This window comes from Alteromonas algae (genome assembly GCF_049117195.1).
In the GTDB taxonomy this organism is placed as follows: Bacteria; Pseudomonadota; Gammaproteobacteria; order Enterobacterales; family Alteromonadaceae; genus Alteromonas.
On the sequence record NZ_CP185260.1, the window covers coordinates 2,580,551 to 2,596,536 of the forward strand.

At 45.4% G+C, this 15,986-nt stretch carries 17 protein-coding genes; 6 read left to right on the forward strand and 11 right to left on the reverse strand.

All coding sequences use genetic code 11. From position 1 onward, the window contains the following. Window positions 1-3: 3 nt before the first annotated feature. The 3 genes from ACOJRU_RS11600 to ACOJRU_RS11610 are packed head-to-tail and all read left to right on the forward strand — an operon-like array spanning window position 4 to window position 3,258. Window positions 4-1,269 carry an NAD(P)/FAD-dependent oxidoreductase gene (locus ACOJRU_RS11600; protein WP_421131904.1) on the forward strand — a complete coding sequence of 422 codons (1,266 nt, stop codon included), beginning with the start codon at window positions 4-6 and terminating at the stop codon, window positions 1,267-1,269. Continuing rightward, complete coding sequence (locus ACOJRU_RS11605) at window positions 1,266-2,000, forward strand: DUF1365 domain-containing protein (RefSeq protein ID WP_421131905.1); 735 nt, start codon at window positions 1,266-1,268, stop codon at window positions 1,998-2,000. Before ACOJRU_RS11600 ends, ACOJRU_RS11605 begins: the two co-directional genes overlap by 4 nt. A 4-nt stretch (window positions 2,001-2,004) precedes the next feature. Continuing rightward, window positions 2,005-3,258: a class I SAM-dependent methyltransferase gene (locus ACOJRU_RS11610; protein ID WP_421131906.1), complete on the forward strand. Its 1,254-nt coding sequence runs from the start codon at window positions 2,005-2,007 to the stop codon at window positions 3,256-3,258. A 98-nt stretch (window positions 3,259-3,356) separates the two neighbouring features. Here ACOJRU_RS11610 and ACOJRU_RS11615 read toward each other — a convergent pair whose 3' ends face one another. Further along, window positions 3,357-4,286: a flagellar motor protein MotB gene (locus ACOJRU_RS11615; RefSeq protein ID WP_421131907.1), complete on the reverse strand. Its 930-nt coding sequence runs from the start codon at window positions 4,284-4,286 to the stop codon at window positions 3,357-3,359. Then, window positions 4,286-5,047 carry a flagellar motor protein PomA gene (gene pomA, locus ACOJRU_RS11620; RefSeq protein WP_421131908.1) on the reverse strand — a complete coding sequence of 254 codons (762 nt, stop codon included), beginning with the start codon at window positions 5,045-5,047 and terminating at the stop codon, window positions 4,286-4,288. The genes ACOJRU_RS11615 and pomA overlap by 1 nt, the downstream gene beginning before the upstream one ends. A gap of 304 nt (window positions 5,048-5,351) precedes the next feature. Here pomA and xseB point away from each other — a divergent pair, with 304 nt between their 5' ends. The 3 genes from xseB to dxs are packed head-to-tail and all read left to right on the forward strand — an operon-like array spanning window position 5,352 to window position 8,426. Then, entirely contained in the window at window positions 5,352-5,594 is a 243-nt protein-coding gene (xseB, locus tag ACOJRU_RS11625; RefSeq protein ID WP_421131909.1) for an exodeoxyribonuclease VII small subunit, read from the forward strand. A 27-nt stretch (window positions 5,595-5,621) separates the two neighbouring features. After that, window positions 5,622-6,512: a farnesyl diphosphate synthase gene (locus tag ACOJRU_RS11630; RefSeq protein ID WP_421131910.1), complete on the forward strand. Its 891-nt coding sequence runs from the start codon at window positions 5,622-5,624 to the stop codon at window positions 6,510-6,512. A 33-nt stretch (window positions 6,513-6,545) separates the two neighbouring features. Continuing rightward, a complete protein-coding gene (dxs, locus tag ACOJRU_RS11635) occupies window positions 6,546-8,426 on the forward strand; it encodes a 1-deoxy-D-xylulose-5-phosphate synthase (RefSeq protein WP_421131911.1) in 1,881 nt (626 codons plus the stop codon). Window positions 8,427-8,511: 85 nt separating this feature from the next. Here the strand turns inward: dxs and ACOJRU_RS11640 are convergent, their stop codons facing one another. The 9 genes from ACOJRU_RS11640 to glyA all read right to left on the reverse strand — a co-directional run bounded on the left by ACOJRU_RS11640 (window position 8,512) and on the right by glyA (window position 15,837). Further along, window positions 8,512-9,012 (reverse strand): phosphatidylglycerophosphatase A, encoded by a 501-nt coding sequence (locus ACOJRU_RS11640; RefSeq protein ID WP_421131912.1) that lies wholly within the window; start codon window positions 9,010-9,012, stop codon window positions 8,512-8,514. Window positions 9,013-9,026: 14 nt separating this feature from the next. Then, window positions 9,027-9,992: a thiamine-phosphate kinase gene (thiL, locus tag ACOJRU_RS11645; RefSeq protein WP_421131913.1), complete on the reverse strand. Its 966-nt coding sequence runs from the start codon at window positions 9,990-9,992 to the stop codon at window positions 9,027-9,029. 48 nt (window positions 9,993-10,040) lie between these two features. Then, on the reverse strand, window positions 10,041-10,463 hold the full coding sequence (gene nusB, locus ACOJRU_RS11650) for a transcription antitermination factor NusB (protein WP_421131914.1): 423 nt from the start codon (window positions 10,461-10,463) through the stop codon (window positions 10,041-10,043). A 12-nt stretch (window positions 10,464-10,475) separates the two neighbouring features. Then, window positions 10,476-10,949: a 6,7-dimethyl-8-ribityllumazine synthase gene (ribE, locus tag ACOJRU_RS11655; protein WP_421131915.1), complete on the reverse strand. Its 474-nt coding sequence runs from the start codon at window positions 10,947-10,949 to the stop codon at window positions 10,476-10,478. 146 nt (window positions 10,950-11,095) lie between these two features. Then, window positions 11,096-12,196 carry a bifunctional 3,4-dihydroxy-2-butanone-4-phosphate synthase/GTP cyclohydrolase II gene (ribBA, locus tag ACOJRU_RS11660; protein ID WP_421131916.1) on the reverse strand — a complete coding sequence of 367 codons (1,101 nt, stop codon included), beginning with the start codon at window positions 12,194-12,196 and terminating at the stop codon, window positions 11,096-11,098. Between the two features lie 20 nt (window positions 12,197-12,216). After that, entirely contained in the window at window positions 12,217-12,879 is a 663-nt protein-coding gene (locus ACOJRU_RS11665; RefSeq protein ID WP_421131917.1) for a riboflavin synthase, read from the reverse strand. An 18-nt stretch (window positions 12,880-12,897) separates the two neighbouring features. After that, complete coding sequence (ribD, locus tag ACOJRU_RS11670) at window positions 12,898-13,995, reverse strand: bifunctional diaminohydroxyphosphoribosylaminopyrimidine deaminase/5-amino-6-(5-phosphoribosylamino)uracil reductase RibD (protein WP_421134758.1); 1,098 nt, start codon at window positions 13,993-13,995, stop codon at window positions 12,898-12,900. Between the two features lie 50 nt (window positions 13,996-14,045). Further along, window positions 14,046-14,495 (reverse strand): transcriptional regulator NrdR, encoded by a 450-nt coding sequence (gene nrdR / locus ACOJRU_RS11675; protein ID WP_421131918.1) that lies wholly within the window; start codon window positions 14,493-14,495, stop codon window positions 14,046-14,048. Window positions 14,496-14,580: 85 nt separating this feature from the next. Next, the gene (gene glyA / locus ACOJRU_RS11680) at window positions 14,581-15,837 is read right to left on the reverse strand and encodes a serine hydroxymethyltransferase (protein WP_421131919.1); all 1,257 of its coding nucleotides are present in this window, start codon (window positions 15,835-15,837) and stop codon (window positions 14,581-14,583) included. Window positions 15,838-15,986: the final 149 nt, after the last annotated feature.

Genomic DNA, 15,986 nt, shown 5'->3' on the forward strand with positions numbered 1-15,986 from the left:
ATAATGACAAAAAAAATAGCAATTATTGGAACCGGTATTTCAGGTTTAACGTGCGGGCATTTGTTACACGGTGAAAACGACATCACCGTTTTTGAAGAAAATGACTACATCGGTGGCCACACGGCCACAAAGACTATTGAAGATGGCGGTGAAACACATCGTATAGACACTGGGTTCATTGTTTTTAACGATTGGACCTACCCGAATTTTATCGCATTAATGAAAAAGCTTGGTGTGGCGTATCAACCTACTGAGATGAGCTTTTCTGTCACCAGCAAAAAAGCTAATCTTGAGTACAACGGTAACAACCTAAATAGTTTATTTGCGCAAAGAAGAAACCTTTTGCGCCCGAAATTTTGGCGTATCGTTCGTGATATTTTGAAATTCAACAAAGCGTGTAAAGCAATGGTGGCTGACAAGAAAGATACCTCAGGGTTAACATTGCAAGACGTTATTGAAGAATTAAAGCTTAGTGAAGACTTTTCTAAGTACTATATTTTACCTATGTGTGCGGCAATATGGTCGGCAAGCTTGGCACAAACTCGACAGTTCCCGCTTACCTTCTTTCTTCAGTTTTTCAATAATCATGGGTTACTGAATATTACCGACAGGCCTCAGTGGTACACTATTAAAGGCGGCTCTAGTACGTACATAGATCCGATGATTGAAGGCTTTCAAGAAAAAATTAGAACAAATTGTGGTGCAAAACACGTTGAACGAACCGGTGAACAATGGGTTGTTACCGACTCGACTGGCGAAAAGAACACGTTCGACGAAGTTATTTTCGCTTGTCATAGCGACCAAGCGCTGGCCATGCTGACACATCCAACCGATACGCAGCGCGAGATTCTCGGCGCCATTCCCTACACGCCTAACGACGTAGTGATGCACAAAGATATCGGCCAGTTACCTAAACGCCGCCTTGCATGGGCAAGTTGGAATTATCGACTAAAAGAAGATGCGTCAGAAGAATCACGACCTGCTTCTGTCACGTACGACATGAATATTCTTCAGTGCCTGACGGCAAAAACGGAATACTGTGTAACTTTAAATAATACCGCTGAAATAGATAAAACATTGGTTTTAGGTGAGTATAACTACTCCCATCCCCAATACAGCGCCCCTATGGTAAAGGCACAACACCGACGCCAAGAGATTTGTGGGGTTGACGGCCTCCATTTCTGCGGCGCATATTGGTACAACGGATTTCATGAAGATGGCGTGAGAAGTGCGCTTGATGTATGCGAACGTTTTGGAGCTTCGCTGTGACAGACAGTGCCATTTATCAAGGCAAGGTTTACCATGAACGCTTCTTGCCAACCCAACATAAGTTTAGCTACGACATTAATTTGTTTTGGCTACAACTTAGCGACATAAATACGATTGCGTCTCAGGTCAATCGCTTTACGTTAGGCAAATGGGGGCCTGCTCAATTTAAGCGCAGTGATTACTTAGGCCCAGCTACTGTGCCGTTAGAAGATGCGGTACTTGAGAAGATGAACACGTTGAGCGAAACGCGCCTTGAAGGCGATGTGTTTATGCTTGGTCAGTTGCGAACATGGGGAATTTATTTTAGTCCGGTTAATTTTTACTACCTTAAAGGCGCTGATGGTACGTTTACTCATATGCTTGCGGAAGTAAGTAATACACCATGGAACGAGCGCCACTATTACTTAGTCGATTTAGACACGCAGTCAGACACACAAAAAGCGTTTCATGTATCGCCCTTTAACCCTATGGATATGCAATATAAGTGGCGAATTACCCAGCCAAGTACCACACTTTCATTGGTGATGGATTGCGTGCGCCAAGATAAAGAATTTAGTGCGGGAATAAATTTATCCAGAATACCGTTAGATAATGCGAATCTATCTAAAGCAATTAAACGTATACCTAGTATGACAATTAAAACCGTGATTGGTATTTATTGGCAAGCGTTGAAGCTTTTTATAAAGCGAACGCCCCTTTATTCACATCCAGAAAAGAGTCAGGAACAATAATAATATGTCTTTTGGTGAATCTGTACTTACTTCGACTTCAGACGCGTCTTTTATAGATAAAACATGCAGAAAGATTTTTTTGCAGTGTCTTCAAAGTCTGCCCTTGGGCTCATTAACCATTCAGGAAAACGGTAGCACTATTGCTCAGTTTGGTAACAAAAATGATAGCCTTCGCGCGACCGTTAACATCCTCAGTCCTAAAGCCTATAAACCTCTATTACTAGGTGGTAGCGTTGGTGCAGGTGAAGCGTACATGGACGGCTACTGGACAAGCGACGATGTCACCGCTGTTGTGCAGGTTTTTGCTCGCAACCTTCCAACGCTTGACGAGTGGGAAAACAAATTTAAATGGCTAACCATGCCCATCATGAAAGTGCAGCACTTTGCCCGCCGCAACACTGCGGAACAAGCGAAAAAGAACATCGAAGCGCATTATGATTTAGGCAACAAGCTATATACCCGGTTTCTTGATAACACCATGATGTATTCATCGGCCATTTATCCTGATGTGAACAGTTCGCTGCATGAAGCACAAAATCACAAGTTAAAAACGATTTGCGACAAACTAATGCTGAATGAATCTGATCATTTGTTGGAGATTGGTACCGGTTGGGGTGGCTTAGCCGTATATGCAGCGAAACACTACGGCTGTAAGGTGACTACGACAACCATTTCCGAAGAACAGCACGCCTGGGCTCAAGAATGGATAGCAAAAGAAAACCTTAGCGACAAAATTACGCTGTTGAAACGTGATTATCGTCTGTTAGAGGGCAAGTATGACAAGCTTGTCTCGATTGAAATGATTGAAGCGGTTGGTAAAGAGTATCTTGGAAACTTCTTTGATAAATGCTCATCGTTGCTAAAAGATGACGGTTTAATGCTGCTGCAATCAATCACTATTGATGACCGTCGCTATGATAGCTATGCAAGCAGTGTCGACTTTATTCAAAAGTACATTTTCCCAGGTGGCTTTCTACCCTCACAGTACCAGCTGAATTCGCACCTTAAACGCTACAGCAACTTAATGATAAGAGACCTTCATGATATCGGGTTGGATTATGCTAAAACGCTTAATCATTGGTATGAGGCATTTATCGACGCGAAAGATGCGTTGTTAAAGGATGGGTATGATGAAAGGTTCGTCCGCATGTGGACATACTACTTAAAGTATTGCGAGGGTGGGTTTCTTGAAAGAACCATTAGCACCGTTCAACTTGTGCTGTCTAAGCCACACCACAGAGTTGAACTAGCGCGATAACGCCTCAAAAAATAGAATCAAAAACAAAAAAGCGGCATAAGCCGCTTTTTTATTTTTTGGTAATCGGTAGAACGCCCTTAGCGGTATGTATCGATGCCTTACTCGTCTACAACCGAAATAGGTTTCGACAGCATAGGCTTCCCTTGATTAATGTTTATCTCAACACGACGGTTTCGCGCCCTATCTTCCGGCAGCACGGCGTTTTCAACAATAGGGTTAGTATCTGCCTTCCCCACTACTGACATTCGACTTTCATCAAAGCCTGGCGCTGTTCTCATCGCCTCTGCCACGGCGACCGCGCGTTGAGAAGATAGGTCCCAATTCGACCGATACAGCTCATTAGCGATATGCTGGCCGTCGCTGTGACCCGATATTTCTATTTCACCAGGCACATCGGCCAACAGGGTCCCTATTTTTCTCAAGATAGGCTGAAACTGCGGTTGTAAAAACGCAGAGCCTGCCGAAAACGAGCCGTTCTCTCGAATGCGAATGGTGATCTGCTGACCGAGCGACTCCATTTCAATCGACCCATCTAAAATCTGTTTTTGTAATTGCTGAGCAATCTTTTTCATCATTTCTGCGGTCTGTGTCTGGTCGCTGCTTTGTGACGCAGAGGATGATTGGTCGGTTGCCGTTTGCTGTGCTTGACCACCGCGTTGTTCACCGCGCTGCTTTTGCCGACCGCCAGCAGAGTCTTCATCACCGGCTTGAAACTCTAGCATCTGCTGTGTCATTTCAATGGTTTGCTGTTGAATGGTTTCAATGGGAGTCGGATCGGGCTTACCAGGCCTAAACTCCATAGCAATAACGCTGGTACCCTTAGGAATATCCTTTACTTCAATTTTGTTTTGCACCCCGAACGCAAATTTCATTGAACCTGCTATTTGCTTAAATTTCAGCACGTCCATTTCAGAAAATGCTAGCAGCAACACAAAAAAGCACATCAGTAGAGACATAAGGTCCGCAAAGGTCCCCATCCACGCGGGAAGACCTTCTGGGGGACACTTAGGGCATTCTTCTTGTGCCATTACTCTTCCTCTGCAGTGCCGCGCTTACTGGCTGCAAGATAGTTTTTCAAAATACCTTCAATAACACGGGGGTTTTGACCATCCGCAATGCCGACTATTCCATCTAGTACTAAGCTTTGGTTAAGCTTTTCTTCTGCCGCACGGTTGGCCAACTTAACCGCCATGGGGAGGCAAATGACGTTCGCGAGAAACGCACCATACAAGGTAGTAAGTAGTGCAACGGCCATTGCCGGGCCGATGGCTTTCGGGTCATCCATATTCGACAACATCGCTACCAAACCAATCAGTGTACCTATCATTCCCATTGCGGGCGCTACATCGCCCATACCTTTGAAGATAGAAATCCCAAAGTCATGTCTATCAGTTGTCATCGAAATATCTTTGGCCATGGTTTCTCTTACCACTTCTATATCGTGGCCATCGACCAGCATATCGACCCCCTTTTGCATAAAAGGGTTGCTAATTTCCGCTTCTTCTAGCGCTAAAAAGCCTCCTTTTCGCGCAGCGTCTGCCATCTCTACAATTTTTTCGATGAGTTCTTCTGGGGTGTCAATTTTGAACATGAAAGCTTTGCCTGCCACTTTCCCCGCATTAAAGAACTGACCTAATGTAAACTGGGACAATACGACGAACAATGTTCCACCAAATACAATCAGCGTAGAAGGTACGTCGATAAACATACTCATACTGCCGCCCATCAACATGGCCATAACCACGAAACCGATGGCGCCCAACATACCTATGACGGTTGCTAAATCCACTCACTCTTCCCCATATTGCGCAGTAGGTGTTATTACTCTTCGCTAATTCTATCGGCAAACGATAGAATTTCTATAACAAGTTACCGACAAATTAGCATATTTTTATGATAACCATGCAACGGATTACGTTATGCAAGACGGTACGTTACACATATAGCACCAAAATATGCTCACGTAGATGAAATTATAGCGTTTATCCTGTGTAATGGGATCTAATGAAGGCCATAAAGACAAACCATTTGACCCTTTCACGCCCCTCGGTTAATGTGCGCGTACCTGTGACTTCCTATAAATGGGCGCTATTATGACCGACCAAAAAGATTCCCCTTCATTTGAAGAGACCCTTAGTGAATTAGAGGGTATTGTAAGCGATATGGAAGGTGGCGACCTGCCTCTCAACGAAGCGCTCGCTAAATTTGAGCGAGGGGTAGCACTATCTAGACAAGGCCAAGCGTGTTTAGAGCAAGCAGAACAAAAAGTAAAAATATTACTTAATGAAAATGGTGAAGAAACGCTTACTGCACTTCCTGAAAGTAACCAGCCTTAAACTGAATTGTTAACCATTAGGTAACGTATGAATTTTACTGTACTGCATCAGCAGATAAAGCAAAACACTGATGCATCTTTATTGTCTTTGATAGAGACACTCCCTGGCCATGCACCTCGCTTAAGAGCCGCTATGCAACATGCATTGTTAGCCGGCGGTAAGCGAATGCGACCGTTGCTTGTGCAACTGGTGGGCAACCTACTTGATGTCCCAAAAAAAGACCAAGTCGCAATTAGCAATGCTATTGAATGTATCCATGCCTACTCGCTTGTACACGATGATCTACCGGCGATGGACGACGACGACCTGCGCCGCGGCCAACCAACCTGTCATATTGCGTTTGATGAGGCCACGGCTATTTTAGCGGGTGACGCACTGCAATCGCTTGCCTTTTCTTCGCTAGCAGATGCCGAGCTAAGCGCTTATGCATCAACGCAACGGGTTGCGCTGATTTCAGTACTCGCAAGAGCCGCTGGCTACCGCGGCATGTGCGGCGGGCAAGCCATTGATTTGTCTAGTACTGGCCACACTATTGATATCGAACAGTTAAAAGAACTTCATAATTTAAAAACTGGGGCGTTGTTACGCGCTTGTGTTGAAATGATTACACTAGTTTGTGACGGTCTAGAGGCGGACAACAAAGCTAAGTTACTCGCCTTTGCTGACGATATGGGGCTTGCTTTTCAGGTTCAAGATGACATTCTGGACGTTGAAGGCAATAGTGAGCAACTAGGAAAGCCAGCCGGTTCGGATGAAGAACTTGGCAAGAACACTTTTCCGACTGCCCTGGGTATGGAGGGTGCGAAGCAGGTGTTATCAACATTACACCAAAATGCGCTTCAAGCGCTTGCCTGTTTGCCCTACAATACCGACAGTTTAGTCGCTTTTAGTGAGCTATTAGTGAAACGTAACCACTAGCTCCACCATCATGTTGAAAAAGATAATTAATAAATGAGTTTAGATCTCCAACATTATCCTACGCTTGCCAATGCGCAAACGCCGGAACAATTAAGACAGTTGCCTCAAGAGAAATTGCGAACGCTGGCGGATGAACTTCGTGAGTACTTACTTAACAGTGTAAGCCAAACGAGCGGGCATTTTGCTTCAGGGCTTGGCACCGTAGAGCTTACGGTTGCGTTGCATTACATTTACAACACGCCGTTTGACCGGTTGATGTGGGATGTAGGCCACCAAGCCTATCCACATAAAATATTGACCGGCCGTGCACAACGCATGTCTACCATACGTCAAAAAGACGGTTTGCACCCCTTTCCTTGGCCGCCTGAGAGTGAATACGACACTTTTGCAGTAGGCCATTCGTCAACGTCCATCAGTGCCGCGCTTGGTATGGCTGCTGCCGCAGAGATAGAAGACGCGGGTCGCAAAGTAGTCGCCGTTATTGGCGATGGCGCCATGACCGCAGGTATGGCATTTGAAGCCATGAACCATGCAGGTGATATCAACAAAGATATGGTGGTCGTGTTAAACGACAACGAAATGTCTATCTCTGAAAATGTAGGGGCGCTTAATAGCCATCTTGCGCGTTTATTGACGGGTAACTTTTTCAACTCAATCCGCGATGGAGGTAAAAAGCTTTTAAGTAACGTACCACCAATCAAAGAATTTGCTAGCCGTGCCGAAGAACACCTTAAAGGTATGGTGGTACCCGGCACGATTTTCGAAGAGCTAGGGTTTAACTACATTGGCCCTATTGACGGCCATGATGTTAACGCTGTCGTCGACACACTCAGAAACATGCGTAATTTCAAAGGGCCTCAGTTACTTCACGTAGTTACCAAAAAAGGCAAAGGCTACGCGGTTGCAGAAGAGGATCCGATAAAATTTCACGCGGTACCTAAGTTTAACCCTGCGGATAATGCTTTACCGAAGGCCAAGCCAACAGCCCCTACGTTTTCAGCAATTTTTGGTGATTGGCTATGCGATATGGCCGAGCAAGATAGCAAGCTAATGGCGGTAACCCCCGCCATGCGCGAAGGCTCGGGTATGGTTAAGTTTTCGCAGCAATACCCTGAACAGTATTTTGACGTTGCCATTGCAGAACAACACGCGGTTACTTTCGCGGCAGGGTTAGCAAAAGAAGGGCTTAATGCCGTAGTCGCTATTTACTCAACCTTTTTGCAACGTGCATACGATCAACTTATTCATGATGTCGCGCTTCAAGACCTTCCTGTTCTTTTCGCCATCGATAGAGCCGGTATTGTGGGCGCTGATGGCCCGACGCATCAAGGGGCGTTCGATATTGCATTTTTACGCTGCATTCCAAACATGATTGTTATGGCGCCGAGCGATGAAAACGAGTGTCGTCAAATGCTCTATACCGGTCACATTGCACAAAAACCGGCTGCGGTTAGATACCCTAGAGGGTCTGGCATGAACGTGCTGCCAGATAAACAAATGACGGCAATTCCATTAGGTCAATCGCGTACCTGTCGCAGTGCGGGCGAAAAGGCAAACAAACGTGTTGCTATCCTCAATTTTGGTACGCTACTTCCTTATGCTCTAGAAGCGGCAGAGAAACTCGATGCAACCGTTATTGATATGCGGTTTGTAAAACCATTAGATACTCAAGCCGTGGAACAAGCCGCTGCAAATCACGATATGCTTATTACGCTTGAAGATGGATGTATAATGGGCGGAGCCGGTAGCGCGGTAGCCGAACACTTAATGCAAAGTGGCATTGCCATTAAGATGAAAATGCTTGGGCTGCCTGATAGCTTCATTTTACAGGGCACACAAACCGAAATGTACAAAGTGCATGGCCTTGACGCCGACGGTATCATTAATACCGTCAACCAAGCGCTATCAAACTGAGCAAATAACACGTAGCACACTGCTCACAACAAAAAGCCCGCATCATTGGATGCGGGCTTTTTGGTTTACGCTTGTATAAAGCGTGCTAAAAGAGGCTAAACACAGCGGGCCAAAAAGTAAATAACAAGTGCATGCATCCGCATGCCATGGCGCCTGCGAGAATGTCATCAAGCATTATTCCTGTGCCACCATGAAGACGTTTGTCAATGATACCAATGGGCCATGGTTTAAGAATGTCAAAAACTCTAAAAAGAATAAATCCAATGACAAGCGTTGGCAGGCTAATGGGGATGAATAAAAAAGTAACCAACATACCAGCAACTTCGTCCCAGACAATGGCGCCATGGTCGTGTACCTGCATGTCTCTTGCGGTCTTGCCACATAGATAAACACCTACCAATGAACACACAAGCGTAACCGCAATAAACAAAGCCACTGAAGCAGATGACAGTATTACAAGCAAGGGTATTGCAGCGAGCGAGCCAAACGTGCCTGGCATAACCGGAATTAACCCGCTACCAAACCCTAATGCCAGAAAATGTACTGGATTTTTCATACTGACACGTGAACGGTATTCTGGCTGCATAATTTCTCTACTTGTTAAAACGAGTGCTCATAACCCTTAACGATTTTGGGAACAAACTTTTCATTGTTTTTCAATAGTGTCAACGCACCAGATTGCCCGGTAAGTTGACCAATGCACGTCGCTTTTACATTAGTACTTCTAAGCGATGTTTCTAAACTGCCTTTTTGCTCTTCACTGGCGGTAAAAAGAAGCTCGTAGTCATCGCCTGCAGATAGGGCGTACTCTATCGCATCTTCAGCCGACACGGCCTGCGTCAGTGCGCGAGATAATGGCAACCTGTCTACATGAATATTTGCCCCGCACCCTGACGATTTAAGAATGTGTCCAAGGTCAGAGAGCAGCCCGTCAGAAATATCAATACACGATGTTGCTAAACGTCGTAATGCCGTGCCTACGGCAACGCGAGGGGTTGGAAAGTAATGACGATTAATGAGCACATCTCTCGCTTCACCAGTTACCTCGAGGGTGTTCTGAAGAATATCAAGACCAGCACCTGCATCGCCCAACGAGCCAGTGACATATACCCAATCACCAGGTTTAGCTTTGCTGCGGGTAAGCTCAGACCCAGGTGGAATAAACCCCTGCGCTGTAATAGTCATCGCCATAGGCCCTTTTACCGTATCGCCGCCAATAAGCTGCACAGAATAATACTGCGTAATCTCATGAAGCCCTTCTACGAAATCGGTAAGCCACTGCTCGCTTGCATCGGGCAATGATAACGACAAACTAATCCATGCGGGCTCAGCCCCCATCGCCGCCAAATCACTTAGATTTACCGCAACGGTTTTATACGCAATCGACTTAGCGGGCGCATCTTTAAGGAAATGCACACCTGCGACCAACGTATCGGTAGTCACAGCTAATTGTTGGTTTTCTGGAACGGTGGTAACAGCGCAATCATCGCCAATACCAATAACAACATCTTTGCGTTTATGGCCGCTATCAGAGAAATATCGGCCGATAAGATCAAATTCTTTCACGGTAACTCATTAAACCTAATTGCGACATCCGCTGTCACAATTTATTGGTTAGTCGCGCTCGTTCTTACGTAAAGTACGAACTGCTTTGTCTAATGAACCATTAATAAACTTATGACTTTCCTCAGCACCAAAGGCTTTAGCAAGTTCAATCGATTCATTAATAATTACACGATAGGGTACGTCCATTCTTTCTGTCAGTTCCAGCGTTGCTATACGCAAAATCGCTTTCTCTATAGGGTCTAACTCTTCAGGCAAGCGACCTAAATAGGGCTTGATTGTCGCGTCTAACTGGCTTGCATTTTTTGCAACACCACGAAGCAGCGCCTGAAAATAAGCCATATCGACTTTCTGCATGTCGTTACTGGTCGCAAGGGCCAGTTCAACCTGCTGAATATCGTTATGACTCATTTGCCATGAATATACACCCTGTAGGGCAAGTTCACGGGCTTTACGACGAGCTGAAACTTTCACTTAATGTTTACCTTAAAGCTTTTCAACAGCATCGATTACGTTAACCATTTCAAGTGCACCAAGTGCAGCTTCTGAGCCTTTATTACCGGCTTTAGTTCCCGAACGTTCGATTGCTTGTTCAATTGAATCTGTTGTAATTACGCCAAACGATAGTGGAATACCATGCTCTAACGATACTTGCGCAAGGCCTTTATTACACTCACCTGCAACAAAATCAAAGTGCGGAGTGCCACCACGGATTACCGCACCAAGTGCAATAATAGCGTCAAATGATTTTTTCTCTGCCAGTTTTTTGGCCACTACAGGTAGCTCGTAAGCGCCTGGCACGCGAACTACAGTAATATCATCATCACTTACTTCACCGTGACGCTCTAGTGTATCAAGTGCACCTTCAAGTAAACTTTCAACAACAAAACTGTTAAAGCGTGAGACAACGATAGCAAACTTCTTACCTGTTGCTCTGATATTACCTTCAATAACCTGCATGGTTTCATTCCTTCAGAAAAAACGGCGCGAAGTATATCACAACTGCGCCCAAACTAAATCGATTGTTTACCTGCTCTTTCGTCTAACTATCGTCGCGACGAGCAAGATATAAAAAAGAGGTGTTTACACCTCTTCATGACAAAACACTAATCGTGAACGTATTCAACGACTTCTAACCCATATCCCGACAACGCGTGATACTTGATAGGCTTACTTAACAAGCGCATTTGGTGGACACCCAATGACGCTAAAATTTGGCTTCCCACGCCAACAGTACGCGAAGAGCCTTGCCAATCAGCCCCTGCTGGGCGCTCGCCTCTATCTTCGGCTGCGAAACGACGAACTTGATTCTCAATTTGCTCGTCTTTACCCAATAATACAAGTACACCGCCTTCATCAGCGATTTTTTGCATACCCTGCGCAAGCGTCATTGAGCGGTTGATACCGCGGGTAGAGCCTAAAAGATCACTGAATGTATTGTGTAAATGCACCCGAACCAATGTCGGTGCAGACTCGTTCACTTCACCTTTTTGCAACGCGTAATGAAGTTGGTTATCAATACTGTCTTTAAAGGTATGAAGTTGGAATTCGCCATATTCGGTTGGCAACGAACATACAGCAACTTTTTCAATAGTCGTCTCGTTGAGGTTACGATATTCAATAAGGTCTGCGATTGTACCGATCTTAAGGTCGTGTTTTTCAGCAAATTTTTCAAGTTCAGGACGACGCGCCATGGTGCCATCTTCATTAAGAATTTCAACAATGACACCAGCAGGCTCTAAACCCGCAAGACGAGGTAAATCTACACCCGCTTCGGTATGGCCTGCACGGTTAAGCACTCCACCCTCTTTGGCGATAAGCGGAAAGATATGACCCGGCTGAACGATATCAGTAGCCTTAGCATCGGTGGCCACTGCCGCTTTTATTGTTGTCGCACGGTCACTTGCTGAAATCCCAGTTGTTACGCCCGTTGCCGCTTCAATCGACACCGTAAAGTTTGTTGAAAACTGCGCTTCATTCTTATCAACCATAAGGGGTAAATTCAGACGTCGACAACGCTCTTGCGTCATTGGCAGACATACGAGACCTCTGGCATGTGTCACCATAAAGTTAATCGCTTCGGGTGTAACGTGCTGTGCCGCCATAATAAGGTCGCCCTCATTTTCACGGTCTTCATCGTCCATCAGGATGACCATTTTACCTTGACGAATATCTTCAATGATTTCTTGTGTGGTGTTAAATGCCATAATTTATACTTCTTGTAGGGTTATTTTTTTAAAAATCCGTTCTCGGCAAGAAATGCCAGGTCGATATCTTTCTTCTCAGAACGCGCCGCTTTCTCTCCAAGCATCAACCGCTCTAGATAGCGCGCGATAACATCAACTTCTAAATTCACTGCTGTACCTACTTTGTAGGTGCCCAATACTGTTTCTTTTAATGTATGAGGAATAATCCACAACATAAATTCTGCCCCGTTAACTTGATTAACGGTTAAGCTAACGCCGTCTACGGTAATACTACCCTTGTGCGCAATATATTTGGCAATATCATCAGGTGCTTTGACCCAAATTTCAACGTAGTCTGTATGTTTTATAATTTGGCTAACGTGCCCGACACCATCAACGTGACCAGATACGATATGCCCGCCGAAACGGTCTGTTGGGCGCATTGCTTTCTCTAAGTTAACGACAGACCCAACACCATAATGAGCAAAGCCCGTTAACTTGATCGTTTCCGCAGATACATCTGCACAGTAAAAGTCGCTTCCCATATCCGTAACCGTTAAGCAAACGCCATTGGTCGCGATACTGTCACCTAAAGCAACATCCGTCATGTCTAACGCGGGTGAGTTAACCGTTAAACGGATGTCATTACCACGGTTATCGAGTTTTTGAATACTGCCAAGTGCTTGAATAATACCAGTGAACATACACTTCCTTTTTGGCGTTTAGCCATTTAACGGCTTATAGATAAGCTTAATATCGTTACCCACCTGCCGGTTTTCAACAAGTGATAGAGAAATAGTTTCGTCTAGCGAAGTAAATGTTGGCAAGTTCACCATACTGACACCTTTATCGCCCAGTAATTTAGGTGCTTGATAGCAAATAAGTTCGTCAACTTCTGCATTCGCTAGTAGTGCCCCCGCAAGCCCAGGTCCAGCCTCTACCCAAATTTCGTTAAATTGCATCTCACCAAGCTTTTCTAACAAGCGAGAAAGGTCGATATGCCCGCCTCGTTCTTCCACAATAATGAGGTTATCGCCTGTGTTATCTAAGGTGTCAGTCTCACTTAACTTATCTGGGCTACATGCTACGTAGGTTGTAAACCCATCATTAAAGCAGTGATGGTGCCTTCCCACTTGTCGTTGGCTGTCCACTATCACTCTTGCCGGTTGGCGTAAGGTATCAATAGGATACTCATCAAATTGCGCCTCGTTAGCCCTTACCAACAAACTTGGGTTATCGGCAATTACCGTACCTGAGCCCGTCAATACCGCACAACTTTGCGCTCGATACTGTTGTACGTCTTTTCGCGCCATTGGACCTGTTATCCATTGACTCTTTCCATTGCCAAGCGCTATTTTACCGTCGAGGCTTATGCCTAGCTTCACTCGCACATAAGGTTTTCCACTTACCATGCGCTTGATGAAACCTTTGTTCAGAGCTGCCGCTTGTTCTGCTAAAACGCCAGAAACCACCTTAATGCCAGCGTCACGTAGTTTTTGAATACCCCGCCCGCTTACTTGAGGGTTAGGGTCGGTCATTCCCACAACAACGCGGCTTACTTTCGCATCTATAAGTGCGTCGGCACAAGGTGGGGTTTTACCAAAATGACTACATGGTTCAAGCGTGACATAGGCGGTTGCACCTTTAGCAAGGTGTTTGGCGTGGCGAAGTGCATGCACTTCAGCATGGGGGGTACCGGCTTCTTTGTGGAAACCTTGGCCGACTACGTGATTGTCGGCATCAACAATGATACAGCCGACACGAGGGTTCGGTGATGTGGTAAAACGCCCTTTGTGGGCAAGTTGAATGGCTTTTGCCATCCAGTAGTGATCAACGTCTTTGATAGAGTGGTCCACTAAAAGTCCTGTGGTTAATCTCCTAGCTTGGCAATTTCTTCGCCAAACTCTCGAATGTCTTCAAATGAACGATAAACCGACGCAAATCTAACATAGGCGACCTTATCTAGCTCTTTTAATGCTTTCATAATAAGATTACCAAGCAACTCACTACTGACTTCTCTTTCACCAGTAGCGCGTAACTGAGACTTCAGTGATAAAATACATTGCTCAATCTTTTCGGTACTTACTGGCCGTTTTTCTAGTGCACGCTGCAAACCAGCCCTTAGCTTGTCTTCGTTAAAGGGTTCTCTTGAACCATCACGCTTAATCACACGTGGCATAACAAGCTCAGCGCTTTCAAATGTAGTAAAACGTTCGTTACAATTAATACACTCTCTACGCCGACGAACTTGATGCCCCTCAGCCACTAAGCGAGAGTCTATCACTTTCGTTTCTTGTGCAGAGCAAAAGGGGCAAAACATAAAACTTCCTTACTGGTCGCGTGTGCATCTATACTGTTTTTAAAGCGAGCGTAGACGCACATGCAACATTTCGCAAAGCGTGCGATTAACCGTAAACAGGGAACTGCTCACATAGTGCAACCACTTCGCCCTTAACACGTTCGATAACAGCGTCATCGCCCATATTGTCAAGTATATCGCTAATCCATGTAGCCACCTGCTTCGCTTCAGCTTCTTTGAAACCGCGGCGCGTAATTGCAGGGCTACCGATACGTAGACCACTCGTCACAAACGGTGAACGCGGGTCGTTAGGTACCGAGTTTTTATTAACAGTAATGTTTGCAGAGCCTAGCGCTGCATCAGCGTCTTTACCTGTAATATCTTTATCGATAAGGTCTAGTAAAAACAGGTGGTTATCTGTGCCGCCAGAAACAATGTTGTATCCGCGCTCTTGCATTACCGACACCATCGCCTTCGCGTTAGCAACAACTTGCTTTTGGTATTCTTTAAACTCTGGCTGTAGTGCCTCTTTAAATGCAACCGCTTTTGCCGCGATAACATGGCACAACGGACCACCTTGATTACCTGGGAATACAGAGCTGTTAAACTTCTTATAAAGCGTCTCATCACCACATGAAGATAAAATCAAACCGCTTCGAGGGCCAGCGAGCGTTTTATGCGTTGTGGTCGTGACAACATGGGCATGTGGTAACGGGTTAGGATATACGCCAGCGGCTACTAGCCCTGCAACGTGCGCCATATCAACAAGTAGGTAGGCACCAACGCTGTCAGCGATCTCACGGAAGCGAGCCCAATCTACGATACCTGAGTATGCAGAGAATCCACCGATAATCATTTTCGGTTTGTGCTCTTTTGCTAGCGCTTCAACTTGCTCGTAATCAATTTCGCCGGTCTCGTTATTTAACCCGTATTGCACCGCGTTATACGTCTTACCCGAGAAGTTTACATGTGAACCATGAGTTAAGTGACCACCTTCTGACAAACTCATACCTAGTACGGTATCGCCAGCGTCTAGAAGTGCCATAAACACAGCAGTATTTGCCTGTGAACCAGCGTGCGGCTGCACGTTCGCATAATCAGCACCGAACAATTCTTTAGCACGGTCAATGGCTAACTGTTCTACTACGTCAACATGCTCACAACCACCATAATAACGCTTGCCAGGATACCCTTCGGCATATTTATTTGTAAGCTGTGAACCCTGAGCTTCCATAACACGAGGGCTACAGTAGTTTTCAGAAGCAATAAGCTCAATATGATGTTCTTGACGCTTAACCTCTTTAGCCATCGCATCGGCTAATTCAGGGTCAAAGTCAGCTATGTTCATTTCGCGAGGTAACATGGGGGCTCCTTAACTGCGGTAAATATGGGCGCTGTATAGCACAATGTCGCATCGATAATTTGAGGCCATATTCTAGCCATTTTCGACTGCTTGTATACCGCTTTATCATCAAATTTAGACAAATGACGTAGGTTTAACGTAACACCTAC

Bases quoted from the DNA above. Each gene is read 5' to 3' on its own strand.
- nrdR (WP_421131918.1), bottom strand. From the start codon at position 14,495: ATGTTTTGCCCCTTTTGCTCTGCACAAGAAACGAAAGTGATAGACTCT.
- ACOJRU_RS11665 (WP_421131917.1), bottom strand. From the start codon at position 12,879: ATGTTCACTGGTATTATTCAAGCACTTGGCAGTATTCAAAAACTCGAT.
- ribE (WP_421131915.1), bottom strand. From the start codon at position 10,949: ATGCAGGTTATTGAAGGTAATATCAGAGCAACAGGTAAGAAGTTTGCT.
- xseB (WP_421131909.1), top strand. From the start codon at position 5,352: ATGACCGACCAAAAAGATTCCCCTTCATTTGAAGAGACCCTTAGTGAA.
- ribBA (WP_421131916.1), bottom strand. From the start codon at position 12,196: ATGGCATTTAACACCACACAAGAAATCATTGAAGATATTCGTCAAGGT.
- ACOJRU_RS11615 (WP_421131907.1), bottom strand. From the start codon at position 4,286: ATGGCACAAGAAGAATGCCCTAAGTGTCCCCCAGAAGGTCTTCCCGCG.
- glyA (WP_421131919.1), bottom strand. From the start codon at position 15,837: ATGTTACCTCGCGAAATGAACATAGCTGACTTTGACCCTGAATTAGCC.
- ribD (WP_421134758.1), bottom strand. From the start codon at position 13,995: ATGGCAAAAGCCATTCAACTTGCCCACAAAGGGCGTTTTACCACATCA.
- ACOJRU_RS11640 (WP_421131912.1), bottom strand. From the start codon at position 9,012: ATGCAGCCAGAATACCGTTCACGTGTCAGTATGAAAAATCCAGTACAT.
- dxs (WP_421131911.1), top strand. From the start codon at position 6,546: ATGAGTTTAGATCTCCAACATTATCCTACGCTTGCCAATGCGCAAACG.
- ACOJRU_RS11610 (WP_421131906.1), top strand. From the start codon at position 2,005: ATGTCTTTTGGTGAATCTGTACTTACTTCGACTTCAGACGCGTCTTTT.
- ACOJRU_RS11630 (WP_421131910.1), top strand. From the start codon at position 5,622: ATGAATTTTACTGTACTGCATCAGCAGATAAAGCAAAACACTGATGCA.
- ACOJRU_RS11600 (WP_421131904.1), top strand. From the start codon at position 4: ATGACAAAAAAAATAGCAATTATTGGAACCGGTATTTCAGGTTTAACG.